General features: G+C 68.1%; 22 protein-coding genes. 15 read left to right on the forward strand and 7 right to left on the reverse strand.

All coding sequences use genetic code 11. The features are described from left to right. Window position 1 precedes the first annotated feature (1 nt). The 10 genes from M0R89_RS07205 to M0R89_RS07250 all read left to right on the forward strand — a co-directional run bounded on the left by M0R89_RS07205 (window position 2) and on the right by M0R89_RS07250 (window position 7,003). Window positions 2–1,417, forward strand: a complete 1,416-nt coding sequence (locus M0R89_RS07205) for an ATP synthase subunit B (RefSeq protein ID WP_248651878.1) — start codon at window positions 2–4, stop codon at window positions 1,415–1,417. A gap of 199 nt (window positions 1,418–1,616) precedes the next feature. After that, window positions 1,617–2,315, forward strand: a complete 699-nt coding sequence (locus M0R89_RS07210; protein WP_248651879.1) for a V-type ATP synthase subunit D — start codon at window positions 1,617–1,619, stop codon at window positions 2,313–2,315. Window positions 2,316–2,388: 73 nt separating this feature from the next. Beyond that, the gene (locus M0R89_RS07215; RefSeq protein ID WP_248651880.1) at window positions 2,389–2,784 is read left to right on the forward strand and encodes a DUF6276 family protein; all 396 of its coding nucleotides are present in this window, start codon (window positions 2,389–2,391) and stop codon (window positions 2,782–2,784) included. A 77-nt stretch (window positions 2,785–2,861) separates the two neighbouring features. Beyond that, window positions 2,862–3,071, forward strand: coding sequence for a DUF6684 family protein (locus M0R89_RS07220; protein WP_248651881.1), 210 nt, complete (start codon window positions 2,862–2,864; stop codon window positions 3,069–3,071). Window positions 3,072–3,178: 107 nt separating this feature from the next. After that, entirely contained in the window at window positions 3,179–3,358 is a 180-nt protein-coding gene (locus M0R89_RS07225; RefSeq protein ID WP_248651882.1) for a hypothetical protein, read from the forward strand. A 90-nt stretch (window positions 3,359–3,448) separates the two neighbouring features. After that, window positions 3,449–3,919: a TRAM domain-containing protein gene (locus M0R89_RS07230; RefSeq protein WP_248651883.1), complete on the forward strand. Its 471-nt coding sequence runs from the start codon at window positions 3,449–3,451 to the stop codon at window positions 3,917–3,919. Window positions 3,920–4,132: 213 nt separating this feature from the next. Next, window positions 4,133–4,615, forward strand: a complete 483-nt coding sequence (locus M0R89_RS07235; protein ID WP_248651884.1) for a Tfx family DNA-binding protein — start codon at window positions 4,133–4,135, stop codon at window positions 4,613–4,615. 146 nt (window positions 4,616–4,761) lie between these two features. Then, window positions 4,762–5,301 carry a hypothetical protein gene (locus M0R89_RS07240; protein ID WP_248651885.1) on the forward strand — a complete coding sequence of 180 codons (540 nt, stop codon included), beginning with the start codon at window positions 4,762–4,764 and terminating at the stop codon, window positions 5,299–5,301. A 169-nt stretch (window positions 5,302–5,470) separates the two neighbouring features. Continuing rightward, the gene (locus tag M0R89_RS07245; protein WP_248651886.1) at window positions 5,471–6,256 is read left to right on the forward strand and encodes an SDR family oxidoreductase; all 786 of its coding nucleotides are present in this window, start codon (window positions 5,471–5,473) and stop codon (window positions 6,254–6,256) included. Between the two features lie 3 nt (window positions 6,257–6,259). After that, on the forward strand, window positions 6,260–7,003 hold the full coding sequence (locus M0R89_RS07250; protein WP_248651887.1) for a Dph6-related ATP pyrophosphatase: 744 nt from the start codon (window positions 6,260–6,262) through the stop codon (window positions 7,001–7,003). Window positions 7,004–7,049: 46 nt separating this feature from the next. Here the strand turns inward: M0R89_RS07250 and M0R89_RS07255 are convergent, their stop codons facing one another. From M0R89_RS07255 to M0R89_RS07265, 3 genes are read right to left on the reverse strand one after another with little or no spacing between them, the layout of a single operon-like run. Further along, entirely contained in the window at window positions 7,050–7,319 is a 270-nt protein-coding gene (locus tag M0R89_RS07255) for a hypothetical protein (protein WP_248651888.1), read from the reverse strand. Window positions 7,320–7,369: 50 nt separating this feature from the next. Beyond that, window positions 7,370–8,422 (reverse strand): mannose-1-phosphate guanylyltransferase, encoded by a 1,053-nt coding sequence (locus M0R89_RS07260; protein ID WP_248651889.1) that lies wholly within the window; start codon window positions 8,420–8,422, stop codon window positions 7,370–7,372. A 2-nt stretch (window positions 8,423–8,424) separates the two neighbouring features. Beyond that, the gene (locus tag M0R89_RS07265; protein WP_248651890.1) at window positions 8,425–8,703 is read right to left on the reverse strand and encodes a DUF7091 family protein; all 279 of its coding nucleotides are present in this window, start codon (window positions 8,701–8,703) and stop codon (window positions 8,425–8,427) included. A 211-nt stretch (window positions 8,704–8,914) separates the two neighbouring features. Between M0R89_RS07265 and M0R89_RS07270 the strand changes: the two genes are divergently transcribed. The 5 genes from M0R89_RS07270 to M0R89_RS07290 all read left to right on the forward strand — a co-directional run bounded on the left by M0R89_RS07270 (window position 8,915) and on the right by M0R89_RS07290 (window position 12,204). Beyond that, window positions 8,915–9,601 (forward strand): LysE family translocator, encoded by a 687-nt coding sequence (locus M0R89_RS07270; protein ID WP_248651891.1) that lies wholly within the window; start codon window positions 8,915–8,917, stop codon window positions 9,599–9,601. Window positions 9,602–9,733: 132 nt separating this feature from the next. Next, window positions 9,734–10,669 (forward strand): replication factor A, encoded by a 936-nt coding sequence (locus M0R89_RS07275; RefSeq protein ID WP_248652243.1) that lies wholly within the window; start codon window positions 9,734–9,736, stop codon window positions 10,667–10,669. A 1-nt stretch (window position 10,670) separates the two neighbouring features. Beyond that, entirely contained in the window at window positions 10,671–11,387 is a 717-nt protein-coding gene (locus tag M0R89_RS07280; RefSeq protein ID WP_248651892.1) for an RPA family protein, read from the forward strand. A gap of 186 nt (window positions 11,388–11,573) precedes the next feature. Further along, a complete protein-coding gene (locus M0R89_RS07285) occupies window positions 11,574–11,900 on the forward strand; it encodes a DUF8118 domain-containing protein (protein ID WP_248651893.1) in 327 nt (108 codons plus the stop codon). Continuing rightward, window positions 11,893–12,204 carry a hypothetical protein gene (locus M0R89_RS07290; RefSeq protein ID WP_248651894.1) on the forward strand — a complete coding sequence of 104 codons (312 nt, stop codon included), beginning with the start codon at window positions 11,893–11,895 and terminating at the stop codon, window positions 12,202–12,204. Before M0R89_RS07285 ends, M0R89_RS07290 begins: the two co-directional genes overlap by 8 nt. 56 nt (window positions 12,205–12,260) lie before the next feature. On the opposite strand, the gene hutH is transcribed toward M0R89_RS07290, so the two are convergent. The 4 genes from hutH to hutU are packed head-to-tail and all read right to left on the reverse strand — an operon-like array spanning window position 12,261 to window position 18,025. Further along, entirely contained in the window at window positions 12,261–13,904 is a 1,644-nt protein-coding gene (hutH, locus tag M0R89_RS07295) for a histidine ammonia-lyase (RefSeq protein ID WP_256478528.1), read from the reverse strand. Continuing rightward, on the reverse strand, window positions 13,897–15,198 hold the full coding sequence (hutI, locus tag M0R89_RS07300; protein ID WP_248651895.1) for an imidazolonepropionase: 1,302 nt from the start codon (window positions 15,196–15,198) through the stop codon (window positions 13,897–13,899). The genes hutH and hutI overlap by 8 nt, the downstream gene beginning before the upstream one ends. Further along, on the reverse strand, window positions 15,195–16,226 hold the full coding sequence (gene hutG / locus M0R89_RS07305; RefSeq protein ID WP_248651896.1) for a formimidoylglutamase: 1,032 nt from the start codon (window positions 16,224–16,226) through the stop codon (window positions 15,195–15,197). The genes hutI and hutG overlap by 4 nt, the downstream gene beginning before the upstream one ends. After that, window positions 16,223–18,025, reverse strand: coding sequence for a urocanate hydratase (gene hutU / locus M0R89_RS07310; RefSeq protein WP_248651897.1), 1,803 nt, complete (start codon window positions 18,023–18,025; stop codon window positions 16,223–16,225). The genes hutG and hutU overlap by 4 nt, the downstream gene beginning before the upstream one ends. Window positions 18,026–18,091 lie beyond the last annotated feature (66 nt).

Raw genomic sequence — 18,091 nt, forward strand, 5'->3', positions numbered from 1 at the left:
GATGAAAGAGTACCAAACCATCACGGAAATCAGCGGTCCGCTGGTGTTCGCCGAGGTAGACGAACCTATCGGATACGACGAGATCGTCGAAATCGAGACGCCGAACGGCGACACCAAGCGAGGACAGGTCCTCGAATCGAGCGACGGACTCGTCTCGATTCAGGTGTTCGAGGGGACCGAAGGTATCGACACCAAGAGTTCGGTCCGGTTCCTGGGCGAGACGATGAAGATGCCCGTCACCGAGGACCTCCTCGGTCGCGTCCTCGACGGTTCCGGCAACCCCATCGACGGCGGCCCGGAAATCGTCCCGGACCGGCGTGACGACATCGTCGGCGCGGCCATCAACCCGACCGCCCGCGAGTACCCCGAGGAGTTCATCCAGACCGGCGTCTCCGCCATCGACGGCATGAACACGCTGGTCCGCGGTCAGAAGCTCCCCATCTTCTCCGGGTCCGGGCTTCCGCACAACGAACTCGCGCTCCAGATCGCGCGACAGGCGACCGTGCCGGAGGAAGACGAGGCGAGCGAGGACGACGACGGCTCCGAGTTCGCAGTGGTCTTCGGGGCGATGGGCATCACGGCCGAGGAGGCCAACGAGTTCATGGAGGACTTCGAGCGGACGGGCGCGCTCGAGCGCTCGGTCGTCTTCATGAACCTCGCGGACGACCCCGCCGTCGAGCGGACGGTCACGCCGCGCCTCGCGCTGACCACCGCGGAGTACCTCGCGTTCGACAAGGGCTACCACGTTCTGGTCATCCTCACGGACATGACCAACTACTGTGAGGCCCTGCGCGAAATCGGTGCGGCCCGCGAAGAGGTGCCGGGCCGACGCGGATACCCCGGGTACATGTACACCGACCTCGCGCAACTCTACGAGCGCGCAGGTCGTATCGAGGGCCGGGCCGGCTCCGTCACCCAGATTCCCATCCTCACGATGCCGGGCGACGACGACACCCACCCGATTCCGGACCTGACCGGTTACATCACCGAGGGACAGATCTACATCGACCGCGGCCTCAACAGTCAGGGCATTCAGCCGCCGATCAACGTCTCGCCGAGCCTGTCGCGGCTGATGGACGACGGTATCGGCGAAGGGTTCACCCGCGAGGACCACGGCGACGTCGCCGACCAGCTGTTCGCCGCGTACGCGGAGGGGAAGGACCTGCGCGACCTCGTGAACATCGTCGGCCGCGAGGCCCTGAGCGAGCGCGACAACAAGTACCTCGACTTCGCCGACCGATTCGAGACGGACTTCGTCGACCAGGGCTTCGACACGAACCGCGACATCGACGAGACCCTCGACATCGGCTGGGACCTCCTGAGCATGCTGCCGAAGGAGGCGCTCAACCGTATCGACGAGGAGCTCATCGAGAAGTACTACCACGCCGAAGAAGCCGAAGAAGTCGCGGCGGACTGACGACGCTCGGGTTTCGGATTTTCTTTTTCCGACGGCGCCTCCGAACGCAGAGTGGCGACGCTCGACGCGCCGGTCGCCCTATTGTTTGGAAGATGAGACGATAACCTCGGCATACGACCGGCGTTTCGGTAGTTAGCGTCCGCTCGACCGACCCAGACTGTAAAAGGTTAACCCCTTCGAGCCACAAACTCCCCCTAAGATGGCCAAGGACGTCAAACCCACTCGGAAGAACTTGATGCAGATCGAAGATCGCATCCAGCTCTCCGAGCGGGGTCACGACACGCTGGAGAAGAAGCGTGACGGTCTCATCATGGAGTTCATGGACATCCTCGACCAGGCGCAGGACGTGCGCTCGGGCCTCGAAGATGACTACGAACTCGCCCAGCAGAAGATCAACATGGCTCGCGCGATGGAGGGCGACGTGGCCGTCCGCGGCGCGGCGGCCGCGCTCAAGGAGCACCCCGAAATCACCACCGAGTCGAAGAACATCATGGGCGTCGTCGTCCCTCAGATCGAGTCCTCGAAGGTCCGGAAGGGTCTGGACGAGCGAGGATACGGCGTCCTCGGGACCAGTGCGCGCATCGACGAGGCCGCCGAGGCCTACGAGGAACTGCTCGAGAGCATCATCCTCGCCGCGGAGGTCGAGACCGCGATGAAGAAGATGCTGACCGAAATCGAGACCACCAAGCGCCGCGTCAACGCGCTGGAGTTCAAGCTTCTACCCGAACTCAAGGAGAACCAGGAGTACATCGAGCAGAAACTCGAAGAGCAGGAGCGCGAGGAGATATTCCGGCTCAAGAAGATCAAGGCCAAGAAAGAGCAAGAGGAGAAAGAAGAGCGCGAGGCCGCCGCGGCCGAGGCCGAGGAAGCCGCCGAAACTGTCACCGCCGACGACTGACCGGTTCTCTTTCCGTTTCCGACGCTCGTTTCGCTCCACCTACGCTTTTGACCGCTCGCGTCTACCCTCCGGTATGACCTGTTCCGCGTGCGGGAGCGAGCAGTTACGGTTCGCCGTTCCGGCCGACCTCCGCGAGTATCTGCCCGACGCGAGCGAGCGCGTCGCCGTCTGTACGCGCTGTCTGGCGCTCGAACCGACCGACGACGAGGCCCCGGACTCGCCCGATTTCTCGGCTATCAGCGACGCCTTCCCCGACGGCGACGCCGGCGTCGCGATGGCGCTCGCGGTCGGTCTCCTCGACTCGCTGGCGCTCTACCGGAGCGAAATCGCGGCCCTGCTGGAGCGTGTCGAACGCGGCGGCGCGGACCCGCTACTCGTGTTGAACCGACTCGGCGCGGACGCGCGACTCGACCCTCACTTCGACGTGGCCCGCCGGGAGACGCAGGTCGAGCAACTGTTGTACGACTGACCCGCCGTCGCGACGACGGTAGCCGACCGCGAGGCGGCCAACGCCGTTATACTCGTCCGGGCCGTGTCTCCGACGACATGCCCCATCCCGTGTTCAACCGCGAGACGCTGCTGGACATCTCGGTGAACATCATCCCGCTGTTCATCCTGTTGTTCTTCACGGTGTTCCTCCTGTTCTTCTCGCCGTGGCCGGACAACCTGTTCCTCCAGACCATCGCGCTCGGACTGCACGTCATCCCGTTCGTCCTCCTCGCCCTCCTGACGTATTTCGCGGCCTACTACATCTGAGGCTTCGGGCGAGTCGGGGAGAGAATCCTCACCGCGGCGCTTGCCGTCAGTTTCACTTTCGCTCCGGACGGCTCACATTCATACCTGTCGGCGGACAACTCCCTGATATGATAGCCCAGTTCGCCCGCGGAGAACGGACGGCCGACGACACCGACAGGACGGTACTCGACGTCTCGGGCGTCGAGACCGACCGCGTGAACGAGTACGTCGGCGAGTGGTTCCCGGACGTGGCCGACGTTCACCTCGAACGCAAGGGCGGCAAGACGTTCCTCGTCGCCGGCGAGTGACTTCCGGCCCGACGGAGTGAAGCAAACGGTTGAAAGGGGAGGTTGGGCCGGTACGTAAAGGTTTAGGTAGACCGGCCAGTACCCACATCCATGCCGGACTGTCCACTCGCCGAAGAGTGCCCGAGTTTTCAGGAACGTATCGAAGGAATGGGTTGTCAACACTACGGCGACCGCGGCGGGGCCGAGTGGTGTCAACACTACAGCCAACCGATTTCGGAACTCAAGACCGCGCCCGTCCAACCGGGCGAGGAAGTCGTCGTGGACGTGGAGGACATCCACGAGAGCGGCGCCGGCGTGGGTCGCACCGACGACGGGTTCATCGTCATGGTCGACGGCGTCCTGCCCGAGGCCCGCGCGAAGGTCCGCGTCACGAACGTCCACGGCAACCACGCGGAGGGCGAGGAAGTCGAACGCCTGCCGATGGACGACGACGTCGAAACCGACGAGATCGAGACTGACGCCGAGTCGGCCGACGGCTCCGACGACGACGACGACGGCGGCACCGACGACGGGCCGACGCGGCCGGAACTCGGAAGCCGCGACAACTTCTGGGGGAGCTAACTGCGGGGTCGGCGGCCAGCAGCGGCGGGGTGGACAGTCCCAACAACGCGTCTCCGCTGCGGTTCGGCGGCCGGTCGTTTCTCCGATTGCCGGGCACTCGTCGCGGCGAGTTCCGAGCGGTCGTCGCCGCGGGTTTTTTCCTGCCGAGCGCGTACCCACGACCATGAGCGCACGCCACTCGGAAATCGGTCCGCCGCCAGCGGGTGATACCCCGTGAGCGAGGAGTACGACGTGGACGAGATTCTCGACCGCGCGGGGTTCGACGCCGAGACCAGCGTCTTGACTCGCAGACAGGCCGAAGTGCTGGCGCTGCGCGAGCGCGGGGTCGCGCAGGCGACCATCGCCGACCGACTCGGCACCTCGCGCGCCAACGTCTCCAGCGTCGAAGCCAGCGCCCGCGAGAACGTCCGGAAGTCGCGCGAGACGGTCGCGTTCGCCGAGGCGCTCCGCGCTCCGGTCCGGGTCGTGGTCGAGACGGGAACCGACCTCTACGACGTTCCCTCGCGCGTCTACGACGCCTGCGACGAGGCGGGCGTGAAGGTCAACCACGCCGCGCCCGAACTGATGAAGCGCGTGAGCGACGAGGCCGGAGACGCCGTGTCGGGCCGCGAGGTCCACGAGGACCTGCTTATCGGCGTCACGACCGACGGCGCGGTGACGGTCCGGAAATCGCGGGAAGTCAGCCGAGAGGCGTGATCAGCGGTCAGTTCTGCGCCTGTAGCGCTGTTCCATACCCTTCCAGCGGTCGGCCCCGCCGGTCTACTTCTCGCCTGCCGTTCACCGTGTGATTGGTTACGTAACGTCCCCAACGCCTAATGTAACGCAACTACGTAACATCTGGCATGGAAAACGATACGGAAACTCCCGGTGCAGCGGAACCGCCCGGCGACGAGGCGTTGCGGACGAGCGGTCACGTCGAGCGCACCATCCTCCACCACATGACGGGCGAGGACCCCGAGCGCTCCGCGCCGACGACCGTCAGCGGCGTGCTGGACGACGTGGCGGCGGTCATCGAACGCGGAGACTACGCCAACATCGGCCCGAAAGGGGCCGCCGGCGCGACCGTCAGGAAGTCGACGATACGACGGACCTTCTCGCAACTCGCGGAGAAAGGTCTCGTCCGGCGCGTAGAGGACCTCGCGGCGTCGGAACTGCGCGACTCCCGATTCGACTTGGGACCGCTCGACGCCGACGGCGCGGCAGAGGTCCCGGCGGCCTACGCCCGAACGTCGGACGACGCCCGCGTGACCGACTGGGTCCTCACCGACGAGGGCCGCCGCGAGGTCGAGCGTCTCGACGCGCGCTACGCCGCCGAACTGGACGAACTCGCGGCCCGATACGGCCGTCCCCGCGGCGAGACGACCGACCGCGTCGACGCGTAACGACGGCCGTTCTCGACCCGTAACGACAGCACTCTCGACGGTTACGGAGGTTGTTCTCGTCACGTTACGGCGGTGACGCGAGACGGGACGTTCCCGAGGACGGAAGCGCGGCGCGGCGCAGATAGCCGCCACCCCGAGACCTTTTACCGCGGCCTCCGAACCACCGGACATGGACCTCGGATTAGACGGTAACTCGGCACTGGTAACGGCGAGTTCGAGCGGTCTCGGTCGGGCCTCCGCGAAGGCGCTCGCGGCCGAAGGCGCGAACGTCGCGCTCTGTGCCCGCGGCGAGGAGCAGTTGGAGGACGCCAGAGCGGAGATAGACGCGGCGGGCGACGGCGACGTGGTCGCGGTCCCGACCGACATCACCGACCCCGACGAAATCGAGGCGCTGGTCGACGCCACCGTCGAGGAGTTCGGCGGTCTCGACCACGTCGTCACCTCGGCGGGCGGTCCCCCGAGCGGGCCGTTCCTCGACACGACCGAGCGCGACTGGTACGAGGCCTACGACCTGCTCGTGATGAGTGCCGTCTGGTTGACGAAGGCCGCCCACCCGCACCTCGCGGAGAGCGACGCGGGCACCGTGGTCAACGTCACCTCCACCAGCGTCCGGGAGGCCATCGACGGTCTCGTCCTCTCGAACGCGGTCCGTCGCGGCGTCATCGGCCTGATGAAGACCCAGGCCCGCGAGTTCGCGCCCGAGATTCGGGTGAACGCGGTCCTCCCCGGCGCTCACGAGACCCCGCGGATTCAGGAACTCGTGGAGGCCGCGGTCGAACGCGGCGAGTACGACACCTACGACGAGGGGCTGGCCTCGTGGGCCGACGACATCCCGCTGGACCGCGTGGGCCAACCCCGCGAACTCGGGGACACCGTGGCCTTCCTCTCCAGCGAACGCGCGAGTTTCGTCAACGGCGCGGCCGTGCCCGTGGACGGCGGCCGACTCCGAAGCTGAACCGTGGCGACCGCAGACGCCCCGGTCACGGTCCTGTCGTGGAGCGGTGGCAAGGACGCCAGCTACGCGCTCTGGAAGATGGGAGCGTCCGAGTCGAGCGAGAACGAGGGCGGGTCGAGCGACGCCGACCCGCGCGCCGAGGTGGTCGAACTCCTGACCACCGTCTCGGACGCGACCGGCCGCACCAGCATGCACGGCGTTCGACGCGACCTCTACGAGCGACAGGCCGCCGCGCTCGGACTCCCGATACGCTTCGTCCGACTTCCGGAGGACGCCTCGAACGACGAGTACGAGCGGGTAATGGAAGAGACCACGGCCGACTACGAGCGCCGGGGCGTCGAACGCATCGCCTTCGCCGACCTCTATCTGGAAGACGTGCGGGCGTACCGCGAGCGGCGACTGGCCGACGCCGAAATCGAGGGCTACTGGCCTATCTGGGGCCGGGACACCGAGGAGGTCGCCCGCGAGTTCGCCGACGCCTTCGCGGCCACCGTGGTGGCGGTCGACGACGAGGCGCTCGACGCCTCCTTCGCCGGCCGCCGGTTCGACGCCGACTTCCTCGCCGACCTGCCCGACGACGTGGACCCCTGCGGCGAGAACGGCGAGTTCCACACCTTCGTCCACGACGGACCGATTTTCGACCGCGCCCTCTCGGTCAGAACCGGCGAGCGAGTCACCAAGAAGTTCGGGCACGGCGATACGACCGTCCACTACTGCGACGTCCTCGCGGCCGACCCAGAGCGGTAGTCGGCGCACCCAGACGGCGGGTGAACCGTCCCCGCGAGGCCCGCGTTCACGACTCGATTTTCTCGACTATTCGCTCGGCCTCCTCTCTCGCTTCGTCCTCGTCGGTCCCGGCCGGAATCAGGACGCTCTCGACCAGCCAGTCGTCCTCGTCTTTCAGTTTCCCGGTCCGGACCTCCGCGCCCTCGGCCACGTCGCCGGCGGCGTTCTCGGCCCAGTCGGGCGTCCGAATCGTGTCGAACTCGTCGGGGTCGCGGAACCGGACGTGGACGTAGTCGTCGGTCTCTTCCACGATGTCGCCGTCTGGCGTATCGGCCATGACGACGAACCTACGACGCTCACGACAAAAGTTCGGACGGCCGTCTCGACTCAGAACCGGCCCTGCTCGCGCAGTTCTGCCACGACCTCTCGCACGCGCTGGGCCTCGTCTTTCGGCGCGACCAGCACCCGGTCGCCGTAGGCCGCGACGACCAAGCCCTCGACGCCTACCAAACTGACGTGAGTCTCGTCGTCGGCCGCGACGACGTTGTCCGCGGCGTCGACGGTCAGGCCGTCGCCCAGAATCGCGTTCCCGTCGTCGTCGGTCCCGACCACGCGCTCTATCGCGTCCCACGCGCCCACGTCGTCCCACTCGAAGTCGGCGGGCACGACGTAGGCGTCGTCGGTGCGCTCCATGACGGCGTAGTCGATGCTGACGCCCTCGATTTCGGCGAATCCGCGCTCGGGGTCGCCCTCGTCGAGCGCCGCGACGAGCGGTCCGAGCGGCGAGTCGCGTGTCTCCCGAAGCAGGCTTTCGGGCGTCCACGCGAACAGTCCGGCGTTCCAGTAGAAACCCTCCTCCACGAATCGCTCGGCGGTCTCGCGGTCAGGCTTCTCTCTGAACCGCTCGATTTCGGCTCTCTCGGCCTCCGAATCGCTCGGCTCGATGTAGCCGTATCCCGTGGCGGGCCGCGTCGGTTCGACGCCGAACGCGACCAGCCCCTCTGTTTCGACTGCGGTCCGGGCCGCTCGTTCGGCGCTCGACGCGAACTCGCCCGCGACGAGGTGGTCGCTCGGCACGCACAACAGGACGCACTCGCCGACCTGCTCCCGCACGCGGTGGGCCGCGTACACCAGCGCCGGACCGGTGTCCTTGGCCTCGGGTTCCACGAGGACGCCCGCCTCCGGGACCGTCTCGCGCACCTTCTCGGCGTGGTCTTCACCGGTCGAGACGTAGATTTCGTCGGCGAAACCGACGCGCGAGACGGTCCGGGAGAGCAGCGACTCGCCGCCGGTCACGTCGCCCAGCGACAGGAACTGCTTCGGTCGGTCGGACCTGCTGGCGGGGTAGAGGCGCGTTCCGGTGCCGCCGGCCATCACGAGTGCCACGAGCGGTCGGTCGAGAGGTTCGGCGAGTCCGCCCTCGGAGTCGGGACCCGACATCGCTACCACGTTTCGATGCGGCCGTCGCGCAGGTCACGCACGCACCCCTCGCAGTCGGGGTGGTCGGGGTCGAAGCAGGCCGGGCGTCCCTCCGCGTCCAACTCGACGGCCCGGCGCTCGGCGTACCGCCGACAGACGATTCTGGCCTTGCCCTCGTCGTCTTGGGGCAGGTCGGCCAAGGCGGCCCGTCGGGCGTTGGCGTAGGCCCGCTTGGCGTCGGCGACCTGCCGCCCGGCGGACCGGACTTTCGACCGGAGGAAGCTTTCGAGGCGGTCGTCCATTTGGGTGCGTATTGGGGACCGGACGAAATAGGTCTGTTCGTCGTTCCACCGGGTCGCGGTCGATACGCCGCGACGACCGTCTGCCGAAGTCAACTCCCGCACCAGCGAGGGTACTGACGAGTGGAAGCGTCGCGCCGGCATCGCGCTCTCGCCGCCCGGTGTCGGGAACGCCACGCTTATTCTCGCCACGCTCGATGCCCGAACTACGCGAATGCTCCCGACCATCGACCTCCAGAGCTACCTCCTCTTCGTCACGGCCGCGGTGGCGCTGGTCCTCACGCCGGGTCCCGACACCGTGTTCGTCCTCACGCAGGGCGTCTCGGCGGGCAAGCGAGAGGGCGTGGCCGCCGCGCTCGGGGTCAGCACGGGCGTCCTCGTCCACACGGCCGCGGCCGCGCTCGGCCTCGCGGCGCTCCTGCGGGCGTCCGCGCTCGCCTACGCGGCGGTCAAGTACGCCGGGGCGGCTTACCTCCTGTATCTCGGCGCGACGACGCTCTGGCGAGGGAACGACCTCGACCTCGCCTCCGCGGGGTCCGGCGACGACGCCGACGCCCGTGAGTCGAGCGGCGACACCACCGACTCGGACCTCCGCGGTGGCTACCTCCGGGGCGTGACCGTCAACGTCCTCAACCCGAAGGTTGCCCTGTTCTTCCTCGCCTTCCTCCCGCAGTTCGTCGGGTCGGGCGCGGGTTCCGGGGCCACCCCGACCGTCGAAATGCTGGCGCTCGGTGGCACCTACGCCGCACTGACCGCGTGCTATCTCGTGGCGGTCGGCCTGCTCTCGGGCGGGGTCCGGTCGGCGTTCCGCACTCGCCCCCGCCTCACCGACGGTCTGCGGTGGGTCTCGGGGTCGGTTTTGGTCGGTCTCGGGGCCGCGCTGGCGCTCGAATCTCGATAGCCGACAACCGCCGTGATAGGCGCCGACGGCTCTAGTTTCACTTTCACTCCGGGGACACCGAGGTTTTTATACTGTAGCGCACTAACCTGTCGCATGTCTCCCGAAGAAAACGACGCGGAGACGGATACAACCATGAGCGATGTGCGCCAGCACGCCGAAGAGATACGCGAACAGTTCTCCGAACACTTAGACCTGACAGCCGACGAGGTCGAGGACCGCCTCGACAACCTCGTCAACGAGTACCGCGTGCCCCTCGAAGAGGCGCGTCGGAGCGTCGTCAGCCACTACCTCGACGAAGCGGGACTCGAACGCGACGACATCCGCAGCGGCGGCGGTGGCTCCGAGAAGGTGAACGTCGAAGACGTGAACGAGGACGAGCAGTGGCTCAGCCTCACCGCGAAGGTCGTAGACCTCTGGGACCCCCGGAGCGACGCCGTCGGGCAGGTCGGCCTGCTCGGCGACGAGACGGGGACCATCAAGTTCACCAAGTGGGCCGACTCCGACCTCCCCGAACTGGAGGAGGGAGCGGTCTACCACCTCGGGAACCTCGTCTCCGACGAGTATCAGGGCGACTACTCGGTGAAACTCAACCGCACGACGACCGTCGAGGAGGCCGACGAGGACATCGAGGTCGGCGACGACACCGCCGAGGTCGTCGGCGCGCTGGTGGACATCCAGAGCGGGTCCGGGCTCATCAAACGCTGCCCCGAGGAGGGCTGTACCCGCGTCCTCCAGAACGGGCGGTGTTCCGAACACGGCGAGGTCGAGGGCGAGTTCGACCTCCGAATCAAGGGCGTCCTCGACGACGGGACGGACGTTCACGAGGTCATCTTCGACAAGGAGGCGACCGAGAACCTGACCGGAATCGGTCTGCAGGAGGCACAGGACATGGCGATGGACGCGCTCGACACGACCGTCGTCGCCGAAGAGATGCGCGAGAAGACCCTCGGACTGTACTACCGCGTGGCCGGACCGACGATGGGCCGGTACCTCCTCGTCAACGAGATGGAGGAACTCGCCGGGCCGACAGACACCGAGGACGTTCTCATCCGAGCGAGGTCGATCTGATATGAGCGGAATACCCACCCGAGAGGTCGCCCGGCGCGTGTTCGCCGACGAGTTCAACGACGCGACCCACACGTTCAAGGAATCGGACGAAGAGCGCGCCCCGGTGTACGTCCTGCTGCCGACCGGCGCACGAGCGAACCGCATCTTCATCGTCGGTACGCTGACCGAGACCGAAGACGTGGGCGAGGACAGCGAGTACTGGCAGGGCCGCGTCGTGGACCCGAACGGCGACCCGTTCTTCGTCTACGCCGGCCAGTACCAACCCGAGGCCGCGAGCATGCTCCGCGAACTCGAACCGCCCGCGTACGTCGCCATCACCGGCAAGCCGCGGACGTTCGAGACCGACGACGGCACCGTCAACGTCTCCGTGCGACCCGAGTCCATCACGCGGGTCGACGCCGACACCCGCGACCGCTGGGTGGTCGAGACGGCCGAACAGACCCTCGACCGCATCGAGGCGTTCGACGACGACACGAACGAGTACGCCCGGATGGCCGAGTCGGAGTACGATATTCCGCTCGACCGCTATCGCGAATCCGTCATCTCGGCGCTCGAAAGTCTCCAAGACGAACCGAGCGCCGGTAACTCCGCAGACGGTGAAGCCGACGACGACTCCGCCGCTACCGGCGACTCGACGGACGCCGAAGCCGATTCGGCAGACGCCGCCGACGCTGACTCGGCGGACGAGGCCGAGACCGAACCCGAACCGCAGGCGTAGCCTGCGACTCGGGCCGCTCGACGTGAGCGAATCGACGTACAACCGACTTACGGGGGTGAGTGGGAGAGAAGGGACGACCGAACGACAGGAGAACAGCGCTACGAGTAGCCCAGCGACCGCGCTTCGAAACGCGCCGGGTGGGACCAGCACCCGAACGCTGGGCGTGCCCCAAATACGAGCAGCCCAATGGCTACGAATACGCCGCGGTTACAAGAAAGTACCGGGAGCGTCACCGGACCGCACGACGGCAGGAACAGCGACGGCGAACTCGACCACCGCTACTGGCGGTGCGAGCGGTGCGGCCTCGAAACCACCGACCCGCGACTCCGCGAGGGGTGTTTCCGTTGCGACGGACGGACCGGCGACGAGGACGCAGCGAGCGACGGAGAAACGGCGAGCGACGAGGAAACCGAGAGTGCCGAGAGAGCAGGGACCGAGGAGAACAGCGAGCGCAGGAGTCACGGGCGGGTCGGCGACCGCCGACTCGCCGACGGAGCGTGGGAGGATGGTTGACGAGCGCGAGTCGCCGAGCGCCGGGTGGCGCGAGGTCTACCGCGAGATGGACGCCGACACCGGAATCGAGGAGGCGACCCGCTCGTGCCCCGAGTGTGCTCGGACCTGCGAGAACGTCGCCCGAGACGTGTACGACTGCGAGGAACACGGTCTCTTCCGGGCGTCAGCGGAAGACGACGCGAGCGAAACGTCCGCGAGCGATTCAGACCGAAACGACCCGGCGTCCGGCGGGCGCGACTCGCGGGACGCCGACGACTCCGAGGAGACGACGACCCGAACGAAGTGGTCGGCCGGGCCGGTCTGAGCGACCGTCGACCGGTGCGAGCGCGGTCGGCGAACGCTCGGACACTCGCTCCGGGTTCAGTCGAGCGACTCGCCGAGCGCCGCTTCGACTCGTTTTGCCAGTAATCCCGACGCGACGAGCGCGTCGGCCCGCTCTATGTCCTCGTGGAGCGGCCGGTCTTCGACCAGCGGCGGCACGACCTCGCGGACCGCCTCGTAGGCCGCGCCGGTGCCGACGCCGTGGTCGAGGTCTTCTCGAACGAACTCCGCGGCCTGCGCACCGCAGAGCAGTTCGATACCGACCACGGTAATCGCGTTCTTCACCGCCGCGCGGGCGTCGAACGCCGACTGGGCGCTCATGCTGACGTGGTCCTCCTGATTCCCGCTGACCGGCGTGTTGTCCATCGAGGGTCGCCCGGTCGCGCGATTCTCGTTGACGAGCGCCGCCGCGGTGTACTGGGCTATCATGTACCCCGAGCGCAGACCGCTCCCCTCGGTCAGGAACGGCGGCAGATGTGGCTCCTGCACGTTCGGGTTGAGCATCCTGTCGACCCGCCGTTCGCAGATGGCCGCCAACTCCGTCACCGCGTTCGTCAGGTAGTCGAGCGGGAGCGCCAGCGGGTCGCCGTGGAAGTTGCCGCCCGAGAGGACCGCGGCGTTCTCGGTGCCCGACGCGCGCTCGTCGGCGTCGGCCGCGTCGAAGATGAGCGGGTTGTCGGTGGCGCTGTTCAGTTCGACCTCGACGGCCTCTCGGAGATGTCGAATCGCGTCCCGGACCGCGCCGTGGACCTGCGGCAGACACCGAATCGAGTAGGCGTCCTGCACTCGGTCGCAGTTGCGGTGGGACTCTACGATTTCGGAGTCCTCGGTCAGGCACTTGACGTTCCGGGCGCTCTCGGCGTGGCCCTGATGGGGCCGGACGCGAGCGATGGAGTCGTCGGCCGACGCCGTGGTGCCCATCGTCACCTCGGTCGTGAGCGCGCCCGCGACGTCGGCGGCCCGGACCGCGCGCTCGGCGTCCACGACCGCCAAGGACGCCAGTCCGACGGTCAACTGCGTCCCGTTGATGAGCGCGATACCCTCCTTCGCTCGCAGCGTCAGGGGTTCGAGGTCGGCCGCGGCGAGGGCCTCGTCGCCCGGCAGTCGCTCGGTCCTCGGTTCGCCGTCGTCGGTCCCGATTTCCACGTCGGCTTCGCCCTCCCCGACCAGCACGAGCGCGAGGTGCGCCAGCGGCGCGAGGTCGCCGCTCGCGCCGAGGCTCCCCCGTGACTTCACGACGGGGTGGACGCCCTCCTCGAGCATCGTCACGAGGTGGTCCACGACGACCTCTCGGACGCCCGAGTAGCCCTTCACGAGTGCGTTGAGTCGCCCGAGCAGGAGCGCCCGGACCTCCTCGCGGTCCAACTCCCGGCCCGCGCCCGAGGCGTGGCTCCTGACCAGGTTCAACTGCAACTGCTCGATGTCCTCGCGCGGGATGCGCTCGTCCACGAGTTCGCCGAAGCCGGTGTTCACGCCGTAGACGGCCTCTCCGCTCTCGACCACTTCCTCGACGCGTTCGCGGGCGGTCCGGACTTGTTCGCGGGCCGACTCCGGCACGACCACGGGCGCGTCCTCGCGGGCCACCCGCGCGACGTCCTCGGGCGCGAGGCTCTCGCCGTCGGCCGCGACCGCTCCGTCGTCCGAACCGCCGTCCGGCCCCGCGCCGTCGCCCGACTCAGCCACGGTGGACCACCTCCCCGCCCTTCAGGACGGTGTCGACCGCGTTCACGCCGAAGTTGTACGGCACGTGGACGTAACTCGGCGCGTCCAAAATCGCCAAATCGCCGGGCGACCCCTCGCGCAGGGTCCCGACCGACTCGGGCAGGTCGAGCGCGGCGGCCGCGTTGGTGGTCGCGGCCCGGAGGGCCTCGGCGGGGGTCATCCCCATCTCGACGCACGACAGCGCGGCCGCGAATCCCATGCTCTGACTGTAGCAGTTCGGGTTGAAGTCGGTCGCTATCGCCACGTCCGCGCCCGCATCGAAGAAGGCCCGCGCGTCGGCGTACGCCGCGCCGAGGCCGAAGGCCGTGCCGGGCAGCAGGACCGGCACCACGTCGCTCTCCACGAGCGCTTCGATGTCCTCCTCCGTGGAGTGGAGCAGGTGGTCGGCGCTCGCGGCACCGACGTCTGCGGCCAACTGCGTCCCGCCGATGTGTGCCAACTCCTCGGCGTGGACCTTCGGCGTCAGGCCGGCGTCCTTCCCGGCCTCCAAGACTCTGCGAGACTGCTCGACGTCGAAGACGCCCTCCTCGCAGAACACGTCGCAGAACTCCGCGATACCCTGTGACTCGACCTTCGGAATCTGGTCGTTCACTACCTCCGCGACGTAATCGTCGGTCTCTCGACCTTCGGGGACTGCGTGAGCGCCCATGAACGTCGGTACCACGTCCACCGCGTGGCGGTCGTCGGCCCGGTCGATGACCTCCAGCATGCGGAGTTCGGTCTCGGCGTCGAGACCGTACCCCGACTTTATCTCGACGGTCGTCGTCCCGTGGGCCAGCATCGTGTCGAGGTGGCCGAGCAGGTCGTCGAGCAGTTGCTCGTCCCCCGTTTCGCGGGTCGCCCGGACGGTCCGGAGGATGCCGCCGCCCTCCTCCATGATGTCTTGGTAGGTCTTGCCGCGCAACTTCGCCTCGAACTCGTCTGACCGGTCGCCCGCGAACAGCGCGTGGGTGTGGGGGTCCACGAACCCCGGAATCACGGACTTCCCGGTCGCGTCGACCGCGTAGGCCGCGTTCTCCGGCGGGAACTCGCGGGTCACGGGTCCGGAGGGACCGACCCGCGCGACTTCGCCGTCCTCGATGGCGACGGCGGCGTCCTCGTAGATGCCGAGGTCAGCGGTCTCGTCGTCTCGTTCGGCGCCGCCGAACTTCCCGTCGCCGCCGCTCGCCGTTCCGTCGTCTCGCTCGGCCCCGTCGTCGCTCGTTTCGAGCGTGACGATTTCGGCGGCGTCGTAGACGACCGCGGTCAGCGTCATCGTCGCCCTCCCGTCGAAGTGCGCCCGTCGCGCCCGCCTATTTCGCCGTCTCCGTCGCGCTCGCGGCCTCCGTCGCTCCGCCCGCGCTTCGGCCGGGCGCTCAGCAGGTGCGCGATGGCCCGCGCCCCGGCGGTCGCGGTCAGGTTCGCGGTGCCGGATTCGAGTCCCGGCGCGCACTCCACGACCTCGAACCCGGCGAGGCGGTCCTCGCTGCCGAGCAGTCGCAGGGTCCGGAACAGTTCCCGGGTCGTGATGCCGCCGGGCGTGGGCGCGCTCACGCCGGGCGCGGCCGAGGCGTCGAGCACGTCCAAGTCCACGCTGACGTAGATGCGGTCCACGTCGCCCATCGCGTCGAGCGCGCGGTCGGCCGCCGCCACCTCGTCGTCTCCGACCTCCTCTGCAGTGACTACCTCGCCGCCCTGCTCGCGGACGTACTCGGCGTAGTCGGTGGAGGTCTCGAAGTGGCGCGCGCCGACGCAGGCGTAGGCGTCGAGACCGTCCTCGTAGAGTTGCCGGTAGGGCGTCCCGCTGGTCGGTCCGCGGCCCTCCCGGACCTCCCGCACGTCGAGGTGGGCGTCGAAGTTGACGACGCCGAGCGTGCCCGATTCCAGCAGGGGCGCGGCGTTCGGGTAGGTCATCGAGTTGTCGCCGCCGAGGAAGACGGGGAAGGCGTCGGTGTCGTGGACGCGCTCCGCGATGGTCCGGACCCGCGATTGCAGGTCGGTGACCGACTGCTCGTCCGGGTCAGTGTCGCCCAGCGTCACGTCGCCGAGGTCGGCGAGCGACCCGACCGGCCCGGCATCGAAGTGGTGGGTCTTGGTGCCGGCGAGGTGCTGGCGGAGGGCCGCCGGTCCCTCGCTCGCGCCCTTCCGGCCGATGACCGCCCGGTCGAACGGTTCGCCGACCAGTACGGCGTCGAAGCGGTCGGCGTCGTCGATACTCGCGAGTTCGACCACGTGGCCGAACTGTTCGTCGTGGTGGTCGTTTGAGGGTCCCATCCAGTCGAAGGTGTGTCTGCAGTCGGTCATTCTCGGTCCCGCATCGGTACGGCGACGTTCGATTCGTCGGCCTCCGCGAGCGCCTCGTCGTACCCGGCGTCGGCGTGGCGAATCACGCCCGTGCCGGGGTCGGTGGTGAACACCCGCCGGGCCTTCTCGGCCGCGAGGTCCGACCCGTCCAGCACGACGTGGTTGTTCGCGTGGAGCGCGTTACCGATGCCGACCCCGCCGCCGTCGTGGACCGACACGATGTCGGCCCCGGCCGCGCAGTTCAGGAGGGCGTTCAGAATCGGCCAGTCCGCAATCGCGTCGCTTCCGTCTCTCATCGCCTCGGTCTCGCGATTGGGGCTGGCGACGCTCCCGGCGTCCAAGTGGTCGCGGGTGACGACCACCGGGGCCGAGAGTTCGCCCTCGGCGACGAGTTCGTTGATTCGGAGGGCGAACCGGGCGCGTTCGGTGAGGCCATCTGGGTCGTCTCCGGACTGGTATCCCAGCCAGCAAACCCGCGACGGGAGGCCCTGAAACTCGACCCGCTCCTGCGCGAGGTCTATCCAGCGGTGGAGGTGGTCCTTCTCGGGGAACAGTTCCTTGACCGCCTCGTCGGTTCGGCGGATGTCTTCGGGGTCGCCCGAGAGCGCGGCCCACCGGAACGGACCCTTCCCGCGGCAGAACAGCGGCCGGATGTACGCCGGGACGAACCCGGGGTAGTCGAACGCCTCCTCCATCTCGCGGTGGTCCTCGACCTGTCCGCGGATGTTGTTCCCGTACTCGAAGGCGACCGCGCCCTCCTCCTGCATGTCGAGGATTCCCTGTACGTGGCGCTCCATCGTGTCCAGACTCTCCTCGACGTAGGTCTCGGGGTCCTCCTCGCGGAGTTCGTCGGCCTCCGCGACGGTGTAGCCCGAGGGGTAGTAGCCCTCCAACTCGTCGTGGGCGCTGGTCTGGTCGGTCACTACGTCGGGCACGAAGCCTCGCTCCAGCATCCCTTCGAGCATGTCGGCGGCGTTCACGTGGACGCCCACCGAGTAAGCCTCTCCGGCCTCCGCGGCCTCTCGGGCCTTCTCGATGGCCTCGTCCAAGTCGTCGGTCTTCTCCTGACAGTACCCCGTCTCGATGCGGCGGTCGATGCGCTCCTCGTCCACCTCGGCCGCGATGCAGACGCCGTGGTTCATCGTGACCGCGAGCGGTTGGGCGCCGCCCATCCCGCCGAGTCCGCCCGTGACGACGATTTTGCCTTCGAGACCGTCGTTCTCGGGGTAGTGCTGTTCGGCGAGTTCGGCGAGGGTCTCGTAGGTCCCCTGAATGATGCCCTGCGTGCCGATGTAGGCCCACGACCCCGCGGTCATCTGCCCGTACATGATGAGGCCCTCGGCCTCCAACTCGTGGAAGTGGTCCCAGTTGTCCCACTTGCCGACGAGGTTGGAGTTGGCGATGAGGACGCGGGGCGCCCGCTCGTGGGTCTCGAACCGACCCACCGGTTTCCCGGACTGGACCAGCAGGGTCTCGGCGTCGCCCAACTCGCGCAACTCGGCCAGAATCGCGTCGTAGGCGTCCCACGACCGCGCGGCCCGGCCGGTGCCGCCGTAGACCACCAGTTCCTCGGGTTTCTCGGCGACCTCCGGGTCGAGGTTGTTGTTCAGCATGCGGAGCGCGGCCTCTTGGCGCCACCCCTCGCACTCGATGTCGGTGCCGGTCGGTGCGCCCCGGTACTCCTTCCACTGGTCGCTGGGTTCGCCGACGCTCCACTCGGCGCCCTCGGCCGCCTCCTCGGTGGCGGCCTCGGCGTCGCCGCGTTCTTCGTCGGTCGGTTCCGGTTGGCCTTCGCTCATGGTGTATCGTTCGGGCGCGAGACGCAAATAGCTGAACACCGCCTAAGGGAGGGTGTTTTAAGTACC

This window comes from Halorussus limi (assembly GCF_023238205.1).
Classification (GTDB): domain Archaea; phylum Halobacteriota; class Halobacteria; order Halobacteriales; family Haladaptataceae; genus Halorussus; species Halorussus limi.